Raw genomic sequence first — 19,946 nt, 5'->3', positions numbered from 1 at the left:
TTACCTGTAAAACAAAACCGGTCTTAGTCCCCTGCAATTCAGGACCAAGACCGGTTTGTGGTTCTTAAAATACGCTTAATACGCTATTTCTCTCCCGTTCCCACACTGGAAAGGAAGAACTCATATTCAAGGGTTTGCTCTGCCGGAATCGTATATTCCTTATGCACCGGTGCGCCCCAGCTATCATCTCCGCCTACACCCATTTGTCTTCCGGCTACCGTCACTACAGTGTAGTGAACCGGCGGGAGCTCAAAGGGATGTGCGGCATGCTCAAGCTCAAACGCGGTATACGGAGACAGGTTACATTCCACCGGTGCAGCTGCCGGAGCCGAGATCTGCAGGCCGATCCCCGCTTCATCGGTAATCTTCACCCGGCGTACCCCGGTACGGTTACCCGATTCCTGCGGAACGAGATACCTGGACGGCAGCTCCTGCACCTTCCGGCTGAACACGCCAAGTCTGGCTCCGAACGCACGGTCGATATAGTTTTCTTCCGGCCCCATTGCATACCATTCACTCTGGCTGTAGTCAGCTGACATTTTGAAGGATAAAGCCACGATGGGCAGATCTGGAAGTCCTGCAGCACCGGTATAACGGGTTCTTACCCGGACCGTTCCATCACCGTAGACGGTGTAAGCAGTCTTGAACGCCAGTTCTTCATGAATGCTGAACCGGTAGTCAAAGGTTACTGTAACATTCCCCTCTTCCTGCGTCAGACTCACCTCTACACATTTACGCGCCAGGCTGGCTGCATACCAGCCTCCGGCATGGTACCCAAGCTGGGTTCCCTTGTCATTGTCAGTTGTGGCCCGCCAGAACAGCGGAGCCGGAGGAGCCTCAATCATCTCACGGCCATAGTAGTTCAGCGATACCAGTGAACCCACCTGCTTGGAGAACAGTACGGTGAAGCCTTCGCCGAGGACGCCGATCTGCACATCCCCTTCCACAACCTTAAGTTCACCGGCTGGTTGCTCTGTTACTGTCTCCTCAACTACAAAGACAGATTCGCCAAAGGCAATTTCATATCCCGCTTCGGCCCAAAGCTCTTCTTCCTTCAGTACCAGAGAAGCCTGGATACTGTATTCGCCCGGAGTTCCTTCCGTATGTGGCAGCTCAATCGGTACCAGCACTTCACTCTGTGGTGCTGCATTAACTTCCGCAGTCCACTTGCCAAGCAGTTCGCCGTCACAGTACAGGCTGTATTCCAGTGCCAGATGATCCGTTCCTGCGAACAAACTTTCATTAATTACCCGGATGCCTGTCCGGCCCGGCTCCAGCTTGTAGTTCTGATACAGGAATTTGACCTCCTGCATCTTCGGTGTCCACTCCCGGTCTGCATAAACAATGCCGTTGCCGCAGAAGCTGTAATCCGTCGGACGGTCGCCAAAGTCGCCGCCGTATGCGAAAAACTCGTTTCCATAGCGGTCCTTCTTCAGAATCGACTGGTCGATATAATCCCAGATAAAGCCGCCCTGGTACATCGGGTACTTGTTTTCAAGCTCGGTGTACTTATGCATGCCGCCAACCGAATTGCCCATCGCATGCATGTATTCGCAGCTGAGATACGGCTTTTCCGGATTAGCATTCAGATATTCCTCAATGTCAGCCGGCTTGGCATACATCCGGCTCTCCATATCGCTTGTCGCATTGTAATTGCGGTCATAGAACACGCCTTCATAGTGAACGAGACGGCTGTTGTCCCGGCTGCGGAACCAGTTCGCCACATCCAGAATGACTTGGCCTGCATAGGATTCGTTACCGCATGACCAGATCAGGATAGACGGATGATTCTTGTCCCGTTCTACCATATTAATCGCACGGTCCAGCACGATGTCATGCCATTTCGGGTCATTGTGCGGGATATTCCAGGACGGCTCAACTGCGCCCATCTTCTGCCAGGAGCCGTGCGTTTCCAGGTTCATTTCGTCGATGACATAAACCCCGTATTCATCGCACAGCTCATACCATAATGTCTGGTTCGGATAATGCGAGGTACGTACAGCGTTAATGTTGCTTCTCTTCAGCGTTTGAATATCCCACAGCATATCCTCGCGGGTAATGTTGCGGCCTGTGCGGCAGTTGAATTCATGGCGGTTGACGCCTTTGAATACAATCCGCTTGCCGTTGATGCACATCAGCTTGTTTTTCATCTCGAACCGGCGGAAGCCGGCCTTCTGCACAACGGCTTCCACTACCGCTCCGTCTGCACCGGTTAGCGAGATACAAACCGTATAGAGATAAGGATTCTCTGCACTCCAGGTCAGCACATCTGCCACTTCTCCGGAAAGCGTAAGCTCCTGTCCGTTAAAGGCTCCTTCAGTGCTCAGACGGACTTCACCGTCCCGGTCCTTCAGCTCAAGCTTAGCGCTGACTGCTTCCTGCGGCGTATCCAGCAGCCGCATGGTTACGTTCAGGCTGCCTTTTGTATAAGTATCATCCAGCTCCGCCCGCACCTCAAGATCACGGATATGAAGCTTCGGAACAGTGTACAAATAGACCTCACGGAAAATCCCGGAGAACCGCCAGAAATCCTGATCCTCCAGCCAGCCCCCGGTACTCCGCTGATACACTTCAACGGCCAGTTTGTTTTTGCCTGCCCGCATAAACGGGGTCAGGTCAAATTCCGATGGAGTGAAGCTGTCCTCGGCATAGCCGACGAATTCGCCGTTCAGCCAGACATAGAAGGCCGACTCCACACCCTGGAAGGAGATGAAGAGCGGTCCATTCTCCATATTCTCCGGCAGACGGAATTCCTTTACATAGCTGCCGACCGGATTATGCTCTGGAGAGATGTGCGGCGGGCGGAGATCAATCAGTCCATCCCAGGGATACATTGTATTGACATATTGCGGCCGGCCGTAGCCCTGCAGCTGAATATGTCCGGGAACCTGAATATTGTCCCAGCCGGTGCAATTATAGTCTTCCTTATAAAACGCTTCTACACGGCTCGCCGGATTCGGCGCATAGCTGAATTTCCAGCTCCCGTTCAGGCTGTAGCGCATATCCATCGGCGCACCGGCCTCTGCCTCAGCCATATTATTATAATAACGGTGGTCCGAATGAGCCTCCACCCGGTTCACCTTGAAGGTACCCGGATCTTCCAGCCAGCTCAAGCTTGGAGTAACTGCCAATTTCATTTCCTCCTTCAGAACATATAATTATTTCACTGATCCCACCATACCGGCAACGAACTGCTTCTGCATCAGGAAGAAGACAATTGCTGTCGGAAGTGTAGAGATGACAACTGCAGCCATAATCACGCCGAAATCCGGGGAGTAGCTGGAGCCCAGGTTCGAGATCAGCAGCGGAATGGTCCGTTTTTCCGGGGTCTGCAGCACGATCAGCGGCCAGAGGTAGTTATTCCAGCTGGACATGAACGTGATGATTGCGGCAGCAGAGTAGGTAGTCTTCATCGTCGGAATATAAATTTTGAAGAACAGGCCCAGCTCCGATAATCCGTCGATCCGTCCAGCCTCCAGCAGCTCCCGCGGGAACATCTTCGAGCTCTGCCGGAAGAAGAAGATCAGGAACGCCGTAGTGAACGTCGGCAGGACAACTGCAGCGACTGTGTTAACCCCGATAAGCGGAGCAGCAGCCGACAGTTTGGAGAACATTTGATACAGCGGAACCATCAGCGCGGCGAAAGGGATCATCATGGATAACAATAACAGATTGAAGACCATATCTTTCGCTTTGCTGCGGTAAATTTCAAATCCGTATCCGGCCAGGGAGGCAACCAGCAGGGCCAGAACTGTTGTTGTCAGGGCAATTTTGAGTGTATTCCACAGGGCAGGTACAAGGTTGATGGACTCTGTCAGCTTCCGGATATTATCAAACAGATGCGTACCGGGTAACATTCTTCCCTGGGTTACGTCTACGGAAAGATTGGTGGCGCTGATAATCATCCATAGAAACGGAAAAATCGAAACAAACGCTACAATGGACAGAAAAACATAAATTGGGGCACGGCGTAAAGTTCTCATTATTTATCATCACCTGCCAGTTTGATTTGAAGGAAGGCCAATACAATGATCATGATTACGATGGAATACGATACCGTAGCAGCATATCCGAAGTCAGGTGTGTACTTGAACGAAAGGTTGTAAATATATTGGGAAATGGAGAGCGTCGCGTTGCCGGGACCTCCCTTGGTTATATTCATAATTTCATCGAACAGCTGCAGGGTACCAATTGTCGAGGTAATCGACGTAAAGAGAATGATCGGTTTGAGCAGCGGTACGGTAATCGAGAAAAATTGTCTCGGGCCCGAAGCACCGTCAATCCGTGCAGCTTCATAAATGGAACTGTCGATGTTTTGCAGCGAGGAGAGGAAGAAGATCATATTGTATCCCGTCCAGCGCCAGGTAATGGCGATAATAATGGTAACTTTCGCCCAGAAGGGATCGGAGATCCACTGGATCGGTTCAGACAGGATGTGCATGTTCAATAAAGCCAGGTTGATCAGACCGTCATTTCCAAACAGATATTTGAATACAACGGAGTAGGCTACAAGTGAAGTTACGCAAGGTAAGAATATCGCAGTACGGAAAAAGCCTTTGAAGCGCAGCTTGCTGTCATTCAGCAGTACCGAAATCATCATCGCAAACACGATCATAACCGGCACCTGCACAATCAGGAATAAGAAGGTATTCTTGACGGCGGTAAAAAAGGTTTTATCACTCAGCAGGCGCTTGTAATTCGCTAACCCGTCGAAGTGAAGATTAGCCCCTGCGCCCGTTTTGAACGAGAGCAGCAGTGCCTGAATCATCGGATAGAAATAAAACAGACAGATCATGAGGACGGCCCCGGCAATAAATAACCAGCCGGTAAGCTTAGCGCGGTTGCGTATGGTATGGTTCACAGCTCTCATTCCTTTCTCTATGCAGGCGTAAATCTTGTTAAAAGGAGAATCCGCCGTCCTCCGTCCTGGCACTAGACGGCAGGTTGGGAGGACAGCGGATCAATCAAGTGCTACAGTTTTTACTGGATTTGGGACTCAGCCTGGGACTGTGCATCGCTAAGCGCTTTGTCCAGCTCCGTGCCGTTCAGGAAGTTCTGCATTTCAACCTTGAGGATATCCTCAATGGCATAAGTGTGCAGGCCGTAGTTTACGTTCGGGATTTCAGCTGTCCATTTGGCGAAGTCAGCGATAACCTTTTGTCCGCCGAAGAATTCATCAGCAGCACCGTAAGCTTCGCCTTCAGCAGCAGGTTTGTATGTTCCTACAACGCCTACATCAGTTACAAGCTTCTGGTACAGAGCAACGTCGGAGCCGAGTGTTGCACCCAGGAATTTGACAGCTGCTTCTTTGCCGTCATTGTTAAGCACATACCAGGAGCTGCCGCCGAGGTTCGATGCATGTACAGAGTTTGCTGCATTTTTGAGTTTAGGGAAAGGTACTACCGCCCATTTGCCGGACTGGTCAGCAGAAGCTTTCACCGAAGGTGTAATCCAGTTACCGGTAGGAACGGAGGCAACGTCACCGCTGTTGAAGCCGGCAAGGAACGAGCTCCAGTCGGAGTTGACTTTAACGATATCGGCATTCATCAGCTCTTTGTAGCTTTCGAATGCTTCTTTCAGAACCGCGTTGTCTTTCAGGTCAGGTGTTGTACCGTCTTCTTTCAGATACCAGGAGCCTGCGGACTGGATCATCATGCGGATCAGCCCCAGATCGTTAGGGTCCTGGGTCAGCATGTCTTTGCCTGTTTTGGCTTTAACAGCTTTACCGATTTCAATGTACTGCTGCCAGTCGATATCCTGAAGATCGTCAACCGTATAGCCTGCCTCCTGCAGATAATCTGTGCGGACATAGAGGCCTACAACGCCGGAGTCAAACGGTACGCCGTATTGCTTGCCATTGAAGCTGGTTGGTCCGAGCTTGTATTCGGCGAAGTCAGAAGTTTTAATGGCATCTCCCAGTTCCTGAAAAGCGTCTGGATACGTTTGCAAGAAGCTCTGTGCACGGTAATCTTCAATCAGAACGATGTTAGGCAGACCGGAAGCGGACCCGGAGTTAAGTCCTGTGTTCAGCTTCTGGATAATATCATCCTGCGCATATTCAACAACTTCGATTTGCGCATCCGGATTTTTTGCCACATAGGCATCCTTAGCCAGATTCATTGCAGCGATGTTGAAGTTTTTGTCCCATGCCCACACTGTGATTTTCTGGGAGCCTGCTGCATTCCCTTCCGTTCCGGTATTGGCCTCGTTTTTGGTATTGGAGTTGCTGGAGCATGCTGTCAGCAGCATAAATCCGGCGAGCAGAAGCGCGGTAGCTTTTTTCTTCATGATGTATATCCCCCTAACATGTATTTGAAAGTGCTTTCTTTTAAAGAATATCATCCCGGATGCTCATTTCGTTAGAAATGATTTTAGTTAAAATAGTGATAATATTGTCTACTGTATCCGCTTCCACGGCCCACAGATTAGCATTATTTTTCCCCTTTCGCACTTTTTTTAGGTGAAACAGGCTCCGCAGATGCAAGAAGCCGGCGCCGGCTTGCGGCGTAGCTGTTATATTATGCTGCAAAATCAAATTTTCAATGCGCTGCTTAGCACGGTATTCTGATAGAGACCTTTGTCCCTTGCCCCGGGGTGCTTGTGATGGATACGCCATACGGTTCCCCGTACAGCAGCAGCAGGCGGTCATGGACATTGCGGATGCCGATGCCGCTGAACAGCTGGCGGCTGCTTGTGGAGGCCGGGATGGTCTCTTTGTTGTCCAGATCCATACCATCACCCGTATCCACCACCTCGCAGTGCAGTATATCCCTGTCCTTCATGATGGTGACATAGATATAGCCCGAGCTTTTGATATTGAAGGCGTGAAAGAAGGCATTTTCAATAAAAGGCTGCAGAATCAGCTTGGGTACCTTGGCGCTCATGCAGTCCGGCGAGACAAAAGTCTCCACCTTGATCCGGTTGCCGTTACGCACCTGGGTGATAAATACATAATGCTTCAGGTTGATCAGCTCGTCCTCTACTGTAATCGTTTCTTTAACATTGCTGATCGTATTCTGCAGCAGCGAAATCAGGGCATGAATCGTCTCTGTCGCCTGCTCCTTGCTGCCCCGCTGCACCAGGATATTGACCGATGCCAGTGTATTGTACAGAAAATGGGGATTGATCTGCTGCTGCAGAGCGGCCAGTTCCGCATTGCGCTGCTCCTTCTGCGTCTCTACCAGCTGGGCAACATAATCATTCAGCTCCCTGAGCATGTAGTTGAACGCTGTACTCAGCTGTCTTGTTTCATAGCTGCCGGTGACAGCCATATAGTTATGGAAATTCTTTTTGGTCACATTGGACATTTTTTTGACCAGCGTACGCAGGGACTTCGTCAGCCGTTTGGTCAGAAAATAGATCAGGAGCAGCGCAACCGCTGCAATTGCCCCGCCGATCAGAAATAGCATCTTTTTATCAAACAGCGTACCGATTGTCTCATTTTTATCAATCAGATTCACAATATAAAAGTTATAGGACGGCAGATAATCAGCCAGCACAATGACTTCCCGCCCGCCGAGTGTCAGCTCCTGGCTGGCAAGCCCCGATTCGGCAATCTGCTTCGCGCTGTTCAGGAGCTCGGGAGACAGGCTGCCGACCTGCTCCGTCCGGTTGCTCGACACAATCCGTCCCGCTGTATCCAGAAACATGACATCATTACCCTTACTCGTAAAGCTGGCGTAGCTCTTGCGGAAATCACTCTCACGCGTGAACATGTACAGCGTACCATACGGCTTGGTAAGTCCCGGTGCAGTCAGCGCCTTGGCGGCAACAAGATAACGGCTCTCTGAATTCAGCGGGCTTGCGTCCATAAAGCTGTAAAATAGCTTTCCGCCCTGCTCCTGTGCAGCCGCTGTAATCGGATTATTCCTTAGCTGCTCGGAAGAGCCGGACCAGTAGGTCACATCGCTGGTATAGCTTCTGCCGTTCCCCCCAAGTATGGATAGGCCGATATTAGCGGCCCCGATACCGGACTGAATACGGTCCATCTGGTCGCGCATGCTGTAGTACCGCCGGAAGTTAGCCAGCGAGCTGCCGTCCTTCTCGGTCATGAAGCTGCGGATGACGCCGCTCTGCCCGACATTTATCGCTGTATTCACGGTAGTATAATGTGAGTTATCCAGTGCACTTTTAATCTGGTCGATGATTTTTGAATTGGTAATACTGAACGTCTGTACAAACAGCCTTTGCGACATTTGCGCCGTTACCGTGGTAATCAGCACTGTAACGAGCACGATGCTGATGACCATGACGACGAAAATTTTGCTGAACAGACTCTGGTCCCTAAGCTTTCTGAGCCAATTTTCCATTAATCCCATTTCGGGCTCCTTCCAACTCCTGCATTATCCCTTCCGGTATTGGCTGGGCGAAATCCCCATCAGCTTGCGGAATACTCTGGTGAAATAGCTGTGGTCTGAATATCCTACAAGACTGCTGATCTCGGCAATCGACAGGCTCGGGCTCTCTTTCAGCAGCAGGCAGGCTTTTCCGATCCGCACCCGGTTTAAATATTCGTTGAAGCCTTCCTTATTGTGCAGGGTAAAATAATTCGACAAATAAGACGGGTTAAAATGAAATTCCCGGGCGACTTCCGTCAGCGTAAGCTGGCGTGAATAATGCTCATCGATATACAGGAGAATCTTTTGCATCGCCGGTGTACCGCCACGGTTCTTCGTAACACATTCGGTCGCATCCTGCAGAAACTGCAGCAACCGCTCTTCCGTCTCCCGGATATGCCGGGCTTCATGGATAGAGCGGAAGTACTCATATTTACTGTCATCCAGGGCACGGGCCTCATAATGGAATTGCAGCAGCATGCCGATGATCTGGAAAATGCTGTGGCACAGGAGGGACTTAAATTCGGATACTCCCATATCGCGGCGGCCGGACATCGAGGATACATAGGCACTGAGCCGGGTAAAAGCCTGATCGAACTCCTGCCGGTTCAGCTCTGCAGCGAAGACCTCCTGGTCAAAGACCGGTCCCGGCTGAACCTCTCCGCCATGATCCACCAGCAGACAGCGTTCCGGCAGGAAAAACCTGCGGTCCAGCAGCTGCAGCAGCTCATCCGCATAGATGGTATGCAGCGCCTCCAGCTCCGTAAAGGTCCGGCTGACCGCCAGATTCAGGAACATCCCCGTCCGGATGCCGGCTGCAAATATCTGCTCTGCCAGCTGCATCAGTGCCTCCCGCTCCTCCACGGCCAGGTTAAACAGGAAACGGACATGCCCCTCCAGCGGAGACAGTCGACGGAAGGCCACCCGGCTGCCGCCGCTCTGCAGCAGGGAACGGATGCTGCTCTCCAGCCACTCTTCCTTGCGGCTAATGGCGGCGTGATCGTCCCCTGTATCCGCAAGCAGCAGCACAAACTCCGGAAAAGGAAACATCGCCTGCAGCGCTTCTGCCTCATACTCGACCGGATAGCCGCTAACCAGCTTGTCCAGTATATAGTCCGCAGACTGCCGCTTGTTGCTTCTCCAGTCAACGTGCTGAAGCTGCGGAATCCGCTGCGCGGTTTTTTTCAGAACGGCCAGCAGGGAAGCCGCCTCCAGCTTAGGCTTCAGAATATAATCGGCGACTCCGCTCTGGAAGGTCGAACGCACATATTCGAACTCACTGAAGCTGCTGAGCACGATCACTTCAATTTCCGGATACATCCCCTTGACGATCCGGATCAGCTCCTCCCCGTCCATGACGGGCATAACGATATCTGTCAGGATGATATGCGGCCGCTGTATTTCAATTAGTTCCAGAGCTTCTCTTCCGTTGGAGGCTTCACCCGCAATCTGAAACCCTTCCCCTTCCCAGTCCAGCAGATGGATAATCCCCTGCCGCACCAGCATCTCATCGTCTACCACTAATATTTTACAGAACGTTGTGTCCATGACTTCTCCTTTTTGGGAACGAAAATACGCTAAAAAAACAAAATGAAACCCGCTTGTTCAAGTGGGTTTCAGCTCACAGAGACATAACTTCCAGCCAGAAATGAAATAGCTTTCATAATCTGATTTACATTATAGGTATAGGCCGGAGGACTGTCAATTGCGGGTGGCTGACCGGACCCTGTCCCAAAAATAAAGCCATTGCACGCATCCTCTGTATATGCTGGTTCTTGACAAGCGTATGTTATATTAACATTAACGGCAATAAAAAATTTGCATATCAACAGGAGCGAATATGGAACGTAATAAAGTAACACCAGACAACATTACAGAAGAGGACCACCGGCTTTTCGCTTTATTAAGCCTTTATCTAAACCATACATCGGATTTCATCAGCAAAGAGGACATTGAGGAGATTGTTAACTATGGGGTCTCTGCGGAGTATGCTTTTAGCGTTGTATTCGCAGCCGCTTTAGGGTTGGATATTGTTGATAAGCCTGAGGATAAGGATCTGTTCAACAACTATTTTACCAAAATGATCCATCAACTCGATCCCAACGAATATTATAACAATCCCTATTTTAAGAATATCAGAATACCTGCAATCCGGATCGGCAATAGTGAACTCAAATATGAACAATACAAGCCCTACGAGGGCTTTGTCTGCAATGACATCATCACCACCCAGGAAGGCAGACAGATCCCGCAGATTGGTTTCTTTGAAGCGGATTTTATGTTTCCGGCCGTTTTAGAGAACAATAGAATATGGATGACCATCACACCGAATGAAATTGAAACCATGAAAGACCCTGTCGCTAAAGCATTTGGGAATGTACTGACGTTTGGACTGGGACTTGGCTATTATGCCTATATGATCTCCGAAAAAAATCAGGTTGAACGTGTTACGGTTGTTGAAAATAATGAAAATGTTATTCAATTATTTAAGCAATATATTTTGCCTCAATTTAAAAACAGTAAAAAAATAACAATAATCCAGTCAGATGCGTTCGAATACGCACAAGAACATATGGCCAAGGAGAAATATGATTTTGTGTTTACCGATTTATGGCATGATGTCTCGGATGGAATGGACCTATATTTAAGAATGAAAGGCTTTGAACAAGACCACCCGGGCACTGAATTTATGTATTGGATTGAAAAATCGATTTTGTGCTATCTATAACTTGCGGCTGCCCCCGAATACCCAGTGAATCCCCCCTGACACCTGCGCGAAAAAAGTCCCGGTGATCAAAAGCATCCCCGGGACCTCCATTATGCTTATCCTGTAACGTTATTTCTGACTGGCAAGAAATTCGTCAAGCTGCTTTTGCTTCTCGGCAATGACTTTGTCGAGGCCAGCCGATTTTTGGGCGGCGATAAATTTGGGCAGCATTTCGTCCAGATCAACCGAGCCGGTCTCAAGCGCCTTCTGGTATTCTCTTAATACGTTGGCGAGCGCTCCGACCTCCGATTTGACCGGCTCGCTGTCAAAGGTAAAACCGAGTGCCGGCGATGATTTGGCGCCTTCGTTGAACTTCTTGAACTGCTCCCATTTGTCCGGCGCTTCCGAGCTCCACACATAGTTCAGGAATTGGTTCCCCAGCTCCCAAGCGACGCCCGGCGCGTACTGTCCGGATTTCTCCGTCTGGGTCATGACATTGCCGCTGCGCGTATAGTGTGTACCTTCAATGCCGAAGTTCAGCAGGTTAATAATTTCTTGATCCGTGTGCAGCAGATTAATCAGCATCATGGCGCGTTCCGGGTCTTTGGACGTCGTAGAGATGGCCAGCATGGCGCCGGTAGTCTCCGATGTGGCGACCGTTTTGCCTGTCAGCGTAATTTGGGCAAGCTTGCCGTCAAGCGCTGTCGCGGATGCAATTTCCTCTGCCTTGCCCGGCTTGAGCGGTTCTACGGTAGAGAACACGTTACCGGTCTTGTAAGCATCAAGGGATGAGGTTTGGGAGGTGGCTGCATCTTTGTTAATATAGCCCTTCAGGAAATAATCCCGGGTTACTTTCAACGCGTTTAAGTACTGCGGAAACTCTTCGGCCGGTTTGACTTTGGCATCCGTACCATTTTTATCAATAGCGCCAGGTATCGTCGTATCCCCCAGATAATCCAGCTCCACAAAGGAGTGTGAGGAGAATGTTCCGCCTGTTGTGTACAGCGGGTACATATTTGGCTTCTTCTCTTTGACGATCTTATAGACGGCATCGAGATCTTCGATCTTCTGGACCTTGCTCATATCGATCCCAAGCTCATCGGCAATGTCCTTCCGGTACACGATACCCCCTGACGATGCCAGCTCTTTATTCGTTGGGACTGCGTAGTTTTTACCCCCGATTTTGGAGCCGCTTAAGAAGGCAGGATCCAGGCTGTCCTTGATTCCCTGGCCATATTGATCAAGCAGAGGGCCGAGGTCCATGTAAACGCCCTTGGCCACATTCTTCGCATAACCATTCCATGAGGCTGTAAACAGAATGTCTACGGGTTCTCGTGAAGCGATCATGAGGTTAATCTTATCGTCCCATGCCCCCCAGTCGATCGGTGCAATATCGATCGTCGCATTGATTTTCTCGGTTAAGATCTTGTTCAGCGCTTCCTCGACAAGAGCTTCGTCCGCCTGCGGTGCGCCTTCGTAAACCAACTTTAGCTTATAAGGCTTCAACTTTGACACATCTGTGGACGCGTTACCGGTGCCTGAGTCCGCTGAAGCGTCCGGTGCGGCGCTTGCTGTTCCGGAGGCGTCCGGAGCGGCCTTGTTGGAGCTGTTTGCCTCATTTGAATTGCCGCAGGCCGTCGCCGCTAACGACGAAACAATCAGCATTGTTAGAAGCAGTGCAGTCTTACTTTTGGTATGCTTCATCTTCAATTAATCCCCCCAAATGATAGATGATGCCGGCCCCCTCAGCCTTTGACGGAGCCGACCGTAAGTCCCTTGATAAAGTACTTCTGGAAGAACGGATAGGCAAAAACGATTGGCCCTACCCCCACGACGACCATCGCCATCCGCACGGTCTCACTCGGGAAGTTGACCATTCCGCCAGCCCGGGTGATCTCGGCCATTGCGTTCGGGTTGCTGGAGAGGTACTGAATATTGACCATCATCTTATAGAGAAAGTACTGAACCGAGATGTTGTGATTGTCGGAAATAAACACCAGGCTCAGGAACCAGTCGTTCCAGTACGTCAGCGTCTGGAACAATGCGACTGTTGCCAGCACCGGCAGCGACAGCGGCAGCACAATCCGGATAAATATCCGCAGTTCCCCTGCGCCATCAATTTTGGCCGACTCCAGAACCGCCTCAGGTACAGTCTCCTTAAAGAAAGTTCGCATGATCAGCACCCAGAAGGCCGACATGATGAGTGGCATGATCAGTGACCACAGCGTATTTCTGAGGTCCAGCATCTGCACGTATACCAAATACCAAGGGACCAGACCGCCGGAAATAAGCATCGTAAGAAAGACAAAGAATGTAAAAAACTTGGCTTGTGGGAAGTGACTCCGCGAAATCGGATACGCATACATCGCGATCACGATAACGCTTAGTATTGTACCGATCACCGTGACGGTTATCGAGATCCCGTAGGAATGAACGATCTGATCGATATCTTTAATCAGAAACCGGTAAGCCGCCAGATTGAAGTTCTCCGGCAGGAACCGGTATCCGTGTGTCATGACGGACTGCTCATCGGAGAACGAGACCGATACAATCAGCAGTAACGGCAGGATACAGAGCGCCGAATAGATCACGAAGAAGATGTTGATGAGGGCCGATGCCCTTCCCGACAGCTGATTCTTTGATTGGGAACCGGATACAGATTTGCTCATTATATTTGCCATAGGCGATCCTCTCTTAGAACAGCGCGTTCTCGCGATTAAAGCGGCGAACGACCCAATTGGATATAAACACCAGCACAAAACCGACTACCGATTGGAACAATCCTGCCGCTGAAGAAAGACCGATATCCCCAACCGTCAGGAACGTACGGTAAACGTAGGTATCGATAACATTCGTGACGGGGAACAACGCCCCTGATTCACGCGGCACCTGGAAGAAGAGACCAAAGTCGGCATTGAAAATCCGGCCAATCTGCAGCAATGTCATTATGGTGATGACCGGCATGATCAAGGGAATCGTGATTTTCTTCATCTGCTGCCACTTGTTCGCCCCGTCAATCGTCGCTGCTTCATAGAACTCTTCATCGATACCGATGATTGCTGCCATATACACGACTGTATAGTAGCCCATGTTCTTCCACGTGTTGATGATCGGCAGGATGATCGGCCACACTTCCTTCGTGAAGTACCAGCGCACAGGCTCGAGCCCAAGCGCCGGCAGCAGCGTACCGTTGAAGTATCCCCGTTCGTCGCTCATGAACCCGTACACCAGGTACGAGATGACGATCATCGACAGGAAGTACGGCAGGAACATGATCGTCTGGTGCAGCTTCGAGAGGAAGCGGTTCTTCATCTCGTTAAGCATCAGGGCGAAAGCCAGCGGAAACACGATGTTGAGTACAATAAATAGCGAGTTATACAGCAGCGTGTTGCGGATGATAATGTACGAATCCTTCGAAGCAAACAGATATTCGAAATTCTTCAATCCTGTCCAAGGGCTTCCCAGGATTCCTTCCTGGTAGTTGATTGTCTTAAAGGCAATAATGATCCCGGACATAGGGATGTAGTTATTGATCAGGAGCAGAACAATTCCCGGCAGCATCATCACATAAAACATCCAAAAAGTACGAAGATTTCTCACAATGGAATAGGTAAATACCGCCTTTTGTTTCGGTGGAACCAGCATCACTTTCAAGAGAGTTGTTTCACTCCTTTCACTCCGTATTCACCCTTCTTTAGGGCTCGATTCCCCATTGGAGGGCTCCTGCGACATAGCCGGTCGTTTTGCTCCAATCGGCATAAGCCGTAGCGGACTGATTGAAGGAATAATCGCCTGTCTGCGTGTAATTCGTCCAATCGGTCTTGGACACACGGATCTGAATCTCAATGCTGGCACCTGCCGCCAGGCTTCCGGCTCCGGCCGTAAAACCCAGCTCCAGATAAGTGTCGGCCCCGGTCCGGGGAGTAGCCAGCTTAGCGAAGGTTCCCGTCACGTTGCTGCTGCCGGCGCTCGACCAGTCGCACCAGAAGCTCTGGTCCTTTTCCCCATCAATCGTGTAATAATAACGCAGCTTCACATCGGACAGATTGATGGCGGAGGTGCCGGTGTTAGTCAGTTTGATCTTCGGATTCAGTGTATTGACCGTTGCCGCGACGCTGGAGTTGTACTGCTGCACCTTGATTGACCCGCTTCCGCCGGTTGCGGTATTGATTACTGAGATCGTAAGGGACGCACTAGCTCCAGCGCTGAAATTGAATGTCAGGGTAGTTGTACCGACTGGCTGGGCGCTCAAGTATGTTTTTTGAATAGTTACCGTTGAGCCCGAAACCGTGTAGTCCGTACCGGCAACCAGGGATGCCGTACCGTTCTTAATACTAGTGAGCGTGTTGCCGTTTAGCGTAAGCGTCACCGGAATACCGGCCGGATTCACGGCATTCTTGTCATAGACAGCGACCGTCGGAGTGATCACCGCGTTGGTGACTGACGAATCCTTCACGGTGATGGATAGCGTGGCAGAGGAACCGGCGCTAAACAGGAACGTGAGGTTCGTTGTTCCGGTTGGCTGCTGCGCGAGATAGCTTTTGAGCAACGTAACTGTGTTGCCCGAGACGGTGTAATCGGTGCCTGCAGTCAGAGATGCCGTACCATTCTTAATACCGGTGAACGTGTTGCCGTTCAGGGTCAGAGTCACCGGAATGTTGGCCTGATTCGCAGTTTTCTTGTCAAAGGCAGCAGTCACCGGGGTGATAGTCGAGTTGACGCTGTTCCCGGTTGCGAATGCAGCCACGAATACCAGCCCCGAATTCCAATAGACGGTATGCTCGTTTGTCGTCCATTCCTGGAAGTTATCGTTATAGTTTTTGCCTGCGAATCTCGATATCTGGTTTCCTACCGTCACATCATTGGAGAATTTGTTCGGTCCTCCCACCAGGTATCCCTTAGGCACCCCAGTTAAGCCATCCGTTCTGTACATAATGCTGAATGGATATTTCACACTGTTATCCCCATAGCCCGATACGAAAGATACGCCGACCGGGTTCTGGCCGAGAATCCAGTCTAACTGGCTATAGGTAATCTGATTAATGACAGCACGGTTGCTCTCAAAGGTTCCCAGCAGTTTCGTACCAATAATCATTTCCATTGGTGTATCCGCAACCTGCATGGTGATTCCCCAATAGTAGTTGCCGTCTTTGATGATACTTTTCCAGGCGCTTTCGTTAGTTCTGCTCACTTTATCATTGAACCATTGCTGGAATTTGGCCGTATACCAGCTGACGACTCCGGCATCCGGATTAGCGGCTTTCAGATAGCTGAAGAAGCCTGTATTCCAGGTGTTTGCCCAGCCGCTGGCAAAATCAAGGGGATCCGTGAAATATATTTCCATAGCCTTGTAATTGGCAAGGAAATAACTGTTGTATTTGGCATCACCGGTCGACCGGTACAGGGAGCCTGCAGCCCACAGACGATTCGAAGCGTCATCCGTTACATCGTAGGGCCATCTTCCTGTGTTAGGTGTCCGGATATTCTCCGGATGAGCCTCCAGATACCCCCACGCCGCTATTGCCGCATTCAGACAGCTCTGGGCAAAGGCCGGATCAATCGTTCTATACATCAGGTAGGCATGTGCTAACGTGCCCGCTGCGGTTGCTGTATCGGCAGTTGTTTTAATACCGGTCCGTGAGCTAACCGTATCCTTATCAATGATTTGTCTGTCCACCATATTGTCGTCGTCCTGGAAAGTTACACGCGCATAGAAACCGCCGGATGCCGCATCCTGCATTTTGAGCATCCATTCCAGCTCCCACCGTGCTTCATCCAGGATATCGGGAATGCCGTTTCCGCTCTCAGGAATATTAAATTGACTGTCCGTAAATTTCTCCGGCATGATTTCATAAGCCCAGAAGAGATCCGACAGGGCTTTGGCGCCGGCGTTTACGTACTTGCCTTTATCACCCGCATCATACCATCCCTTGGAAACATCTTTTTTGACAGAAGGATTGGACATGAAAGGCACTGCTGTATCAGGAGTGAAATCACTTCTCTGATAATTCTGGGTGTACGGGCTGGTAATATTCATTCCGGTTCTCTGGTAATAGAAGTATCTTGATACGTCCTTTAAAAAAGGTGCATAGATATCACTCGCATCGCCGATAGAGAATTTAGGTGAATTCGGAAGCCCCTGCACGGCAACATAATATTTTCCCGGAGCCGTTAAATTGGTGAAATCCGCGGTAAAAATCCGTTCCCCGCTGTCGATGGCATCATAATTTTTGGTGAGCACCAGCGTTCCGGAGAATGCCGTGGAATTAGTGGCCGTGTTAATCACGCTAAACGGAGTCCCTGCATCCACCGTGAGAACATCCTCAAACCCGGTCACAAGCGCCTGCTTTACACCATTTACGGGATAGCCCACTTGATTGACCTTGATGGGTGCATACTCCTTCTCCTTGCCGGAAGATGTAACCCGAATATCATTGAGCCAGACCTTTAAAGGCTGAAAACCATTATTCTTGATGGATAATGCATCGATGGATGTAATATCTATTCCCTGCGGGACCTGCATGACATCCTTCAGCGGGATCTTCACATGAGTCCAGTTTTTTGTAATGGTTGTATAGCTGTTAATGTTTACCGTAGTGGTAATTTCGCCACCGGCAGCCCGTTCAAACACTCTGTCCTTAAAGCCAAGCAGAAAGGTCTCTCCGCCCGCATTGCCCTTGATGTTAAACTCAAGGAATCCATTAGGATAATAGGAGGTGAAGTCATATGCCTTCCAGCCGGCAACCGTGATCAAGGCGTTGTACCAAGACGGGCTGGATGGTGACTTCGTGTTTATCAATAATGAAGGCAAGCCGTTATACATAGCGGTCGAATCGATGGGCAGCTTACTGTTCTCTGTCTCGAGTCCGAACCCGCTGTCTCCTGCCCAGCCGTCCGAAATCGTACTGAATATGCGGTAATCGAGCAAGTTTCTCCATCCTGCAGGTGCTTCGGCGGTCGTTGCATCCGTCTTAACCGGATACGAAAAAAGAATAGCCGCAAACATAGTTAATGCCAGGAATAAACTTACCTTTTTCCTCATTGCCTCTCCTCCTGAAACGAATTTAGTGAAAACGTTTACCACTACAATCATTTTAATTCACCCGGCCAACGCTCATATATAGAAGAAATAAGTGAACATAGAAGAAAACAAGCCACAATATCATGGCTTGTTTTCCTTGTACCAGTCATTCACTTCTTTAGTGATTACATCACCGCCATTCTTGTAGAATAGGGCTACAAATTCATCAAAGTAGGAGAGCGGCTTCTCGCCATAGATGATGCTTAAGAAGCTCTCCGTTGCGAGTTTTTGCAGGAACACTCCATGCTTCTCCATTCCGTCCGTTAGCGGGCCGTGATACCGGTTAGGGATTTCAAGCACCTGTTCGGCAATCGCAACCCCGGCTGCCGCCAGTTGAGCCGAATTCAGCCCCTTGATGCCCTGTTCGATCGGCGTCCTCATTTCGGCATCCGAATTTTCAGACAACTTTTTGATCGCTTCCGCATTCATATAAGGCAGTACCGGCGCACCGCCGGTCAGCGGATACAGCATCCAGCGCATATCCATGGATGATCCGTCCGCAAGCGGCCACTTCTCATTCGGTACTCCTTCGGTTGCAAAGTTGACCGTGATGACCTTGCCGTCCTTGATCACATAATCGTAGCCTTCATGATATCCTTTGGCGAAACGGGGATCAAAATAGGGATCGTCCGGGCCGAAATTTTGAGCGAGCAGCTTGTTATAATAGGCAAACCAGGCCTCTATGTGCTGAAAGTCTTTACTAAACACCGTATAGATGCCGTAAATCGGCTTCTGCGCCTTGCCCTTTAAACCCTCCGGTCCTGCTGGAAGGGGATAGGCCTGCCAGTCTGCCTCCCGATCGGCCTTCACCGTATCGCCGAGCGGCCAGGCCCCCATCCAGAACGGGCCGAACATCACCCCTGCCAGTCCTTTAACCGCCAGCTCGGACGCTTGGCTTGAGTCCTGTATGCCAGCATTCCTATCTATGTAGCCTTTGGCCATCCAGGATGCCATCGTTTCGAGGTACCTCTTGGCATCCGGATGAACGGCTCCATACACCAGACCGCCATGCCCGTCTTCATTCCAGAACAGCTTAATGTCAGACGTGCTGAGCATCTGTGTGGAGAGGGCGCCGGCTATGACATCCGTCTGCCCCATCCAGCTCCATGGGCCTTCCTTCAGCGGAACCGCCAGACCGACTTCGTCATCTTGACCATTCCGGTTAGGATCCTGCTCAGAGAATGCCTTCAGCACATGCTCGAGCTCGCTGATCGTCGCCGGGGGGTTAAGTGACAGCTTCTCAAGCCAGTCCTTACGAATCCACATTACCGTCCCCTCATTTCCTTCACTGAAGCGGGGAAGACCGTAGATCTTACCGTCCTTGGTCACTTCCGTCATGGTATAAGCATATTTCTTCAGTGCCTCCTTCAGCTTCGGATGCGCAAATTTCTCAATGGCATCATCCAGCGGAAGCAGCCTGTCCGCTTGGAGCAGATTCTTCAGGATGTCACCTTCTGCGTTGAAGGTGTCCGGCAGCTTGCCGTTCACGGCCAGCGCCAGCCGGATTTTGGTATCCGCATCCTCGAACTTGCTGACAATCCAGTCAAACTTCGTGACAATCCCCAGATTCTCTTCCATCCAGCGGGTGTGAACATTATCTGTAAGACTTTCTCCCGGCTTGAAAGCATTCGGCCGGTTCTCGTCCACGATTGCTGTCGTAATCGTAATCGGCGGATCATATTTAAAGTCCCATATTGGCTTCGCTTCCCCGCTCTCCGGCCTGTTTCCTGTTGTCTTGCCGCCGCTGTTAAAACAACCGGCTAGTGCCAGAGTTCCTGTCAGAACCAACAGCAGGATGATTCTTTTTCTTTGTTTTTTCACC

The 19,946-nt window shown here is 50.4% G+C and carries 12 protein-coding genes; 1 reads left to right on the top strand and 11 read right to left on the bottom strand.

Annotation, left to right across the window (positions count from 1 at the left end):
• Positions 1–83: 83 nt before the first annotated feature.
• The 6 genes from lacZ to L6H70_RS24915 all read right to left on the bottom strand — a co-directional run bounded on the left by lacZ (position 84) and on the right by L6H70_RS24915 (position 9,884).
• Positions 84–3,137 (bottom strand): beta-galactosidase, LacZ type, encoded by a 3,054-nt coding sequence (lacZ, locus tag L6H70_RS24940; protein WP_236336883.1) that lies wholly within the window; start codon positions 3,135–3,137, stop codon positions 84–86.
• A 21-nt stretch (positions 3,138–3,158) separates the two neighbouring features.
• Positions 3,159–3,983, bottom strand: coding sequence for a carbohydrate ABC transporter permease (locus L6H70_RS24935; protein ID WP_236336882.1), 825 nt, complete (start codon positions 3,981–3,983; stop codon positions 3,159–3,161).
• Entirely contained in the window at positions 3,983–4,870 is an 888-nt protein-coding gene (locus L6H70_RS24930) for a carbohydrate ABC transporter permease (protein ID WP_236336881.1), read from the bottom strand. Before L6H70_RS24930 ends, L6H70_RS24935 begins: the two co-directional genes overlap by 1 nt.
• A 110-nt stretch (positions 4,871–4,980) precedes the next feature.
• Complete coding sequence (locus tag L6H70_RS24925; RefSeq protein ID WP_236336880.1) at positions 4,981–6,288, bottom strand: ABC transporter substrate-binding protein; 1,308 nt, start codon at positions 6,286–6,288, stop codon at positions 4,981–4,983.
• Positions 6,289–6,551: 263 nt separating this feature from the next.
• The gene (locus tag L6H70_RS24920) at positions 6,552–8,309 is read right to left on the bottom strand and encodes a sensor histidine kinase (protein ID WP_236336879.1); all 1,758 of its coding nucleotides are present in this window, start codon (positions 8,307–8,309) and stop codon (positions 6,552–6,554) included.
• A gap of 33 nt (positions 8,310–8,342) precedes the next feature.
• Positions 8,343–9,884, bottom strand: a complete 1,542-nt coding sequence (locus L6H70_RS24915; protein WP_236336878.1) for a response regulator transcription factor — start codon at positions 9,882–9,884, stop codon at positions 8,343–8,345.
• A 292-nt stretch (positions 9,885–10,176) separates the two neighbouring features.
• Between L6H70_RS24915 and L6H70_RS24910 the strand changes: the two genes are divergently transcribed.
• Complete coding sequence (locus L6H70_RS24910) at positions 10,177–11,064, top strand: spermine/spermidine synthase domain-containing protein (RefSeq protein ID WP_236336877.1); 888 nt, start codon at positions 10,177–10,179, stop codon at positions 11,062–11,064.
• 108 nt (positions 11,065–11,172) lie between these two features.
• Here the strand turns inward: L6H70_RS24910 and L6H70_RS24905 are convergent, their stop codons facing one another.
• The 5 genes from L6H70_RS24905 to L6H70_RS24885 form a co-directional block, all read right to left on the bottom strand.
• Complete coding sequence (locus tag L6H70_RS24905) at positions 11,173–12,747, bottom strand: ABC transporter substrate-binding protein (protein ID WP_236336876.1); 1,575 nt, start codon at positions 12,745–12,747, stop codon at positions 11,173–11,175.
• Positions 12,748–12,788: 41 nt separating this feature from the next.
• Complete coding sequence (locus L6H70_RS24900; RefSeq protein ID WP_236336875.1) at positions 12,789–13,712, bottom strand: carbohydrate ABC transporter permease; 924 nt, start codon at positions 13,710–13,712, stop codon at positions 12,789–12,791.
• Between the two features lie 25 nt (positions 13,713–13,737).
• Positions 13,738–14,643 (bottom strand): ABC transporter permease, encoded by a 906-nt coding sequence (locus L6H70_RS24895; protein ID WP_423802880.1) that lies wholly within the window; start codon positions 14,641–14,643, stop codon positions 13,738–13,740.
• A 94-nt stretch (positions 14,644–14,737) separates the two neighbouring features.
• Entirely contained in the window at positions 14,738–18,085 is a 3,348-nt protein-coding gene (locus L6H70_RS24890; RefSeq protein ID WP_236336873.1) for a glycoside hydrolase family 9 protein, read from the bottom strand.
• Positions 18,086–18,205: 120 nt separating this feature from the next.
• A complete protein-coding gene (locus L6H70_RS24885) occupies positions 18,206–19,945 on the bottom strand; it encodes a type 2 periplasmic-binding domain-containing protein (RefSeq protein ID WP_236336871.1) in 1,740 nt (579 codons plus the stop codon).
• Position 19,946: the final 1 nt, after the last annotated feature.

The sequence above is a fragment of the Paenibacillus auburnensis genome (genome assembly GCF_927798115.1).
GTDB lineage: Bacteria > Bacillota > Bacilli > Paenibacillales > Paenibacillaceae > Paenibacillus_AQ > Paenibacillus_AQ auburnensis.
This window is presented reverse-complemented; position numbering and strand designations above follow the sequence as displayed.